The 6,073-nt window shown below is 66.1% G+C and carries 6 protein-coding genes; all 6 read left to right on the forward strand.

Annotated elements, in window-relative coordinates; translation table 11 throughout:
• Positions 1-2: 2 nt before the first annotated feature.
• A complete protein-coding gene (locus GAK38_RS16315) occupies positions 3-314 on the forward strand; it encodes a conjugal transfer protein TrbD (protein ID WP_001207961.1) in 312 nt (103 codons plus the stop codon).
• A gap of 44 nt (positions 315-358) precedes the next feature.
• The gene (locus GAK38_RS16320) at positions 359-2,869 is read left to right on the forward strand and encodes a VirB4 family type IV secretion/conjugal transfer ATPase (RefSeq protein ID WP_325345903.1); all 2,511 of its coding nucleotides are present in this window, start codon (positions 359-361) and stop codon (positions 2,867-2,869) included.
• Positions 2,866-3,648 carry a conjugal transfer protein TrbF gene (locus GAK38_RS16325; RefSeq protein ID WP_011798705.1) on the forward strand — a complete coding sequence of 261 codons (783 nt, stop codon included), beginning with the start codon at positions 2,866-2,868 and terminating at the stop codon, positions 3,646-3,648. The genes GAK38_RS16320 and GAK38_RS16325 overlap by 4 nt, the downstream gene beginning before the upstream one ends.
• 17 nt (positions 3,649-3,665) lie before the next feature.
• On the forward strand, positions 3,666-4,565 hold the full coding sequence (gene trbG / locus GAK38_RS16330) for a P-type conjugative transfer protein TrbG (RefSeq protein ID WP_000753228.1): 900 nt from the start codon (positions 3,666-3,668) through the stop codon (positions 4,563-4,565).
• Positions 4,566-4,567: 2 nt separating this feature from the next.
• Positions 4,568-5,056 (forward strand): conjugal transfer protein TrbH, encoded by a 489-nt coding sequence (locus GAK38_RS16335; protein ID WP_074052970.1) that lies wholly within the window; start codon positions 4,568-4,570, stop codon positions 5,054-5,056.
• 4 nt (positions 5,057-5,060) lie between these two features.
• Positions 5,061-6,073, forward strand: a 1,013-nt coding sequence (locus GAK38_RS16340; RefSeq protein ID WP_325345906.1) for a TrbI/VirB10 family protein, incomplete at its 3' end; no start/stop codon positions are given.

A 6,073-nucleotide genomic window follows, 5' to 3' on the forward strand; every position in this document is an offset into this window, starting at 1 on the left:
TCATGGCTCTGCGCGCGATCCCCATCCGTAGGGCCGGCAACCGAGAAAACCTGTTCATGGGCGGGGATCGTGAGCTGGTGATGTTCTCGGGCCTGCTGGCCGGCGCGCTGATTTTCAGCGCCCAAGAAGTGAGGGCAACGGTGTTCGGCATCGCCTTGTGGTTCGGCGCGCTCTTCGCGCTGCGCCTCATGGCGAAGGCCGATCCGAAGCTGCGACACGTGTACCTGCGGCACCGCCGGTACAAGCCGTACTACCCGGCTCGCAGCACGCCCTTCCGTGACAACACGCCGAGTCAAGGGAAGCAATACAAATGATCGAAGCAATCGCAATTGCCATTGCTGTGCTCGGTGCGGTTCTGTTGCTCATCCTCTTTGCCCGCATCCGGGCCGTCGATGCCGAGCTGAAGCTCAAGAAGCATCGCGCCAAGGATGCCGGCCTGGCCGATCTGCTCAATTACGCCGCCGTGGTCGATGACGGCGTGATCGTGGGCAAGAACGGCTCCTTCATGGCCGCATGGCTGTACAAGGGGGATGACAACGCCAGCAGCACCGAGGAACAGCGGGAAATGGTGTCGTTCCGCATCAACCAGGCCCTGGCGGGCCTGGGGAACGGCTGGATGGTGCATGTCGATGCTGTGCGTCGGCCTGCGCCGAACTACTCGGAGCGCGGCGTCTCGTCGTTCCCCGACTCTGTGTCCTCGGCCATTGACGAGGAACGCCGGCGCTTGTTCGAGGGCCTGGGCGCGATGTTCGAGGGCTACTTTGTCCTGACCGTCACGTGGTTCCCGCCGGTGCTGGCCCAGCGCAAGTTTGTCGAACTCATGTTCGATGACGATGCGGTGGCTCCCGACCATACGGCGCGCACGACGGGCCTTATCGCGCAGTTCAAGCGCGAGATCACCAGCCTGGAATCTCGCCTGTCCTCGGCGGTCAAGCTGACGCGCCTGCGCGGCCAGAAGGTCGTCTCGGAAGAGGGCAGGGAAGTCACGCACGATGACTTCCTGAGCTGGTTGCAGTTCTGCGTGACGGGCCTGCATCACCCGGTCATGCTGCCCAGCAATCCGATGTACCTCGATGCGGTCATCGGCGGGCAAGAGCTGTGGGGCGGCGTGGTGCCCAAGATCGGGCGCAAGTTCATCCAGGTGGTCGCCATCGAAGGCTTCCCCTTGGAGTCAACGCCTGGGGTGCTCTCGGCTCTGGCCGAGCTGCCCAGCGAATACCGCTGGTCGAGCCGCTTCATCTTCATGGATCAGCACGAGTCCTTGAAGCACCTGGACAAGTTCCGCAAGAAGTGGAAGCAGAAGATTCGCGGCTTCTTCGATCAGGTGTTCAACACGAATACCGGCTCCATCAACCAGGACGCGGCCGCGATGGTCGGCGACGCCGAGGCGGCCATCGCCGAGGTCAACAGCGGCTTGGTGGCGGCCGGCTACTACACCAGCGTGGTCGTGCTGATGGACGAGGATCGGGAGCGCCTGGCGGCCTCCGCGCTCCTGGTCGAGAAGGCAGTCAACCGCCTGGCCTTCGCGGCCCGTATCGAGACGATCAACACGCTCGATGCGTACCTGGGCAGCTTGCCCGGCCACGGTGTCGAGAACGTGCGTCGGCCGCTCATCAACACGATGAACCTGGCCGACCTGCTGCCGACAAGCTCCATCTGGACGGGCAGCGCCACGGCTCCGTGCCCGATGTACCCGCCGCTGTCGCCGGCGCTCATGCACTGCGTGACGGTGGGCGCTACGCCGTTCCGCCTGAACCTGCACGTGCGCGACCTGGGCCACACCTTCATGTTCGGCCCGACCGGCGCGGGCAAATCGACGCACCTGGGGATCATCGCCGCGCAGCTCCGTCGCTACGCCGGCATGTCGATCTACGCCTTCGACAAGGGCATGTCGATGTACCCGCTCGCGGCCGGCATTCGTGCGGCCACGAAGGGCAAGAGCGGCCTGCACTTCACGGTGGCCGCCGACGACGACCGGCTGGCCTTCTGCCCGCTCCAGTTCCTCGAAACGAAGGGGGATCGGGCCTGGGCGATGGAGTGGATCGACACCATCCTGGCGTTGAACGGTGTCAACACCACGCCGGCGCAGCGCAACGAGATCGGCAACGCGATCATGAGCATGCACGCCAGCGGCGCGCGCACGCTCTCCGAGTTCTCGGTGACGATCCAGGACGAGGCGATCCGCGAGGCCATCAAGCAGTACACGGTGGACGGCTCGATGGGCCACTTGCTTGATGCCGAAGAGGACGGTCTGTCGCTGTCCGACTTCACGGTGTTCGAGATCGAAGAGCTGATGAACCTGGGCGAGAAGTTCGCGCTCCCGGTGCTGCTCTACCTGTTCCGCCGCATCGAGCGCGCACTGAAAGGCCAGCCCTCCGTCATCATCCTGGACGAAGCCTGGTTGATGCTGGGCCACCCGGCGTTCCGCGCCAAGATCAGGGAATGGCTCAAGGTGCTGCGCAAGGCCAACTGCCTTGTGCTGATGGCTACGCAAAGCCTTTCGGACGCGGCCAACTCGGGCATCTTGGACGTGATCGTGGAATCGACCGCGACCAAGATTTTCCTGCCCAACGTCTACGCCAGGGACGAGGACACCTCGGCGCTCTATCGCCGCATGGGCCTCAACGCGCGGCAGATCGAAATCCTGGCGACCGCCATTCCGAAGCGTCAGTACTACTACGTGTCGGAGAACGGCCGCCGTCTCTATGACCTTGCCCTGGGGCCGATGGCCCTGGCCTTCGTCGGCGCGTCCGACAAGGAATCGGTCGCCACCATCAAGAGCCTCGAAGCCAAGTTCGGCCACGAATGGGTGCATGAGTGGCTGGCCGGCCGTGGGCTGAATCTCAACGACTACCTGGAGGCCGCATGAGCATCGCCGACACCCTCAAGGGCTTGATCTTCAAGAAGCCCGCCAACCCCTCCGAGCCGCGCGATCCGCGCCGCTCGAAGGAACCGCTCGCCGGCGGTCGCCGCTCGGGCGAGGCCGAGAACCCCTACCTGGCCGCGCGTCGCACCTGGAACGATCACGTGGGCGGCGTCGTCTCGCAGCGCCAGACCTGGCAGGTGATCGGCATCCTGTCGCTGTTGATCGCGCTGGCCGGCGTTGGCGGCGTGATCCACATCGGCAGCCAGTCGAAGTTCATCCCCTACGTGGTCGAGGTGGACAAGCTGGGCCAGACCGTGGCCGCCGGCCCGGTGCAGGCCGCCGGGAAGGCCGATCCGCGCGTCATCCATGCCGCTGTCGCGGACTGGATGAGCTGCGCGCGCATGGTGTCGCCTGACGTGGCTATGCAGCGCAAGTGCGTGTTCAAGGCGTACTCGATGCTCGCCCCGAACGATCCGGCGACGCCAAAGATGAATGAGTGGCTGAACGGCACGCCCGACTCCAGCCCGTTCAAGCGCGCCGAGAAGGAAATGGTCAGCGTCGAGATCAAGACCGTCATCCCGCAGACGCCCGACACCTGGCAAGTCGAGTGGGTGGAAACCACCCGCGACCGCCAAGGCACGCTGAAAGGCCAGCCCGTCACCTGGCGCGCGCTCGTGACTACCTACATCGCCGAGGTCACGCCCAACACCACCGATGAGCAACTGCGGAACAACCCGTTGAGCATCTACGTGCGTGATTACTCCTGGTCCCGCATCCAATGAATTCGAGGTCATCCACCATGAAGAAAACCCTCTCCGCTTTGATCGTGGGCGCTGCTGTGGCGGTGCCCTCCCTGGCCCTGGCCGCCCCTGGCGACGACATTGCCGACAAGTATTTCAACAAGACCAACCCGACGCTGACCGCTCAAGAGCGCGCGGCGCTCGCCATCGCCAAGCGGTGGGAAGCGGGGTCGGCGACCGGCATCAAGCCGGTGGCCGGCTCGGGCGGTGCCATCAAGTTCGTGTACGGCGCGCAGCAGCCGAGCATCGTTTGCGCGGTGCTCCAGGTGTGCGACGTGGCCTTGCAGGCCGGCGAACAGGTGAACTCGATCAACCTGGGCGACACGGCCCGGTGGACGGTCGAGCCGGCCATCACCGGCAGCGGTGCGACCGAGGTTCAGCACCTCATCATCAAGCCGATGGACGTGGGCCTCGAAACCAGCCTGGTCGTGACCACGAACCGCCGCAGCTACCACTTCCGCCTGCGCTCGCATCGCACCGAGTACATGCCGCAAGTCTCGTTCACGTACCCCGAGGAAGCGCAAGCCAAGTGGGACGCGATCCAGCGCCGCGAGAAGCAGGAACGCACCGACAACACCCTGCCGGCCACCGGCGAGTACCTGGGCGATCTCTCGTTCGACTATGAGCTGTCCGGGTCGGCGAGCTGGAAGCCTGTGCGCGTCTACAACGATGGCCGCAAGACCATCATCGAAATGCCCGGCACGATGCAGCAGACCGAAGCGCCGACGCTCCTGGTCGTGCGCAAAGAGGGCGGCCTGTTCACCGACGACGAAACGGTGCTGGTCAATTACCGCGTGCAGGGCAATCGCTACATCGTGGACACGGTGTTTGACCGCGCGATCCTGATTGCCGGTGTTGGCAGCAGCCAAGACCGCGTGACCATCAGCCGGAGGAAGTGACCATGCGCAAGATCGTCTCTCTCGCGCTGCTCGCCCTCGCCCTGGGCCTCGGCGGCTGCGCCACCACCAGCCAGTACGGCAACTTCGTCCAGTCGGCCGCGCTCGATCAGCAGAAGCTCGCCGCCGACGCGGTGCAGCAGCTCGCCACGCTGTACGCGCCGGCGCGCACGCGCCTGGAGCTGCAACAGCCGACGCCCGACCCGTTCGGCCAGGCCCTGGTCAAGTCGCTGCGCGACAAGGGCTATGCCCTCCTGGAGTTCGCCCCGGCCGGCGCTTCCGCGCAGGCCCCGGCCTCGGCCGCATCGCAGCCGAGCGCACCGGCCACCACGGCCGCGCCGGGCGGCCTGCCGCTGCGCTATGTGCTCGACCAGGCCGGCGACTCGAACCTGTACCGCCTGACCTTGATGGTCGGCAACCAATCCATCACCCGCCCGTACCTGGCGCAAAACGGCACGTTCGCGCCGGCCGGGTACTGGGTGCGCAAGGAGTGACGCCATGACTGAAAACGCCGATCAGATGGCACCTGACGCTTCGCCTGGCGAAGTGTCCAAGAAGGCGGGCGTCCGTCGCGTCAACAACATGCCCATGTACATCCTCGGCGGCGTCCTGCTGTCGTTCGTGCTGGTCATGGCCCTGGTCGCGGCGGATCGCGCGGCCAAGCAGAACGCGCCGGCGGATGGCCCGAAGGAGAAGGCCGGCAGCACGTCGATGTTCGCCAAGGAGATCGCGGGCGACAAGACCGGCGGCTTGATCGAGCCGGCAAGCCCGCTCAAGGTGCCCGACATGCCGACCGGCCCCGCCTCGGCTCCCCTGGAGATCGCGCGGCCGTCCAACCCGGACGCGCCGCCGGCCCCGCCGGCGAACCCTGGCAACCCCGGCCAGCCGGTGAACGACGACGAGGCCCAGCGCATCCGCATGGCGAAGATGCAGATGTTCGGCGAGGCCGTGAAAGCCAAGACCACCGTGCGCGTGGATGCTCCGCGTAGCAACGGCTCCGCGCCTGGTGGCCCGAGCACCTACACCAGCACGCCGCAGACGCGCGATGAAATGCTGAACCGCATCGCAGCGGTGCAGCAGCAAATCGACGCGCAGCGCAGCAACGATCCGACCGCCGCCTATCAAGCGCGCCTGGCGCAGATTCGCGGCATGGGCGTCGGTGGCAGCGCGGCCCCGGCCGCCGGCGGCATGGGCGCGGGCGGTGCGCCGCAGCTCCTGCAAACCTCGACCAGCGGCGGCGGGCGCAACAGCATGGCGCAGTTCGGCCAGGGTGGGCAGGGCGACCGCTGGAAGCTGGATTCGCAGCCGGAAGCGCCGCGCACGCCGTTCGAGCTGCGCGCCGGCTTCGTGGTGCCGGCCACGCTCATTTCGGGCATCAACTCCGATCTGCCGGGCCAAATCATGGCCCAGGTCGCGCAGGACGTGTACGACACGCCGACCGGCAAGCATCTGTTGATCCCGCAAGGCTCGCGGCTCGTCGGCTCGTATTCGAGCGATGTGGCCTACGGCCA

The sequence above is a fragment of the Xylophilus sp. genome (assembly GCA_009914555.1).
Classification (GTDB): domain Bacteria; phylum Pseudomonadota; class Gammaproteobacteria; order Burkholderiales; family Burkholderiaceae_C; genus WNDY01.

Excerpts from the sequence above, each read along its gene's own strand:
- GAK38_RS16315 (WP_001207961.1), top strand. The coding sequence starts at position 3 with ATGGCTCTGCGCGCGATCCCCATCCGTAGGGCCGGCAACCGAGAAAAC.
- GAK38_RS16325 (WP_011798705.1), top strand. The coding sequence starts at position 2,866 with ATGAGCATCGCCGACACCCTCAAGGGCTTGATCTTCAAGAAGCCCGCC.
- trbG (WP_000753228.1), top strand. The coding sequence starts at position 3,666 with ATGAAGAAAACCCTCTCCGCTTTGATCGTGGGCGCTGCTGTGGCGGTG.
- GAK38_RS16335 (WP_074052970.1), top strand. The coding sequence starts at position 4,568 with ATGCGCAAGATCGTCTCTCTCGCGCTGCTCGCCCTCGCCCTGGGCCTC.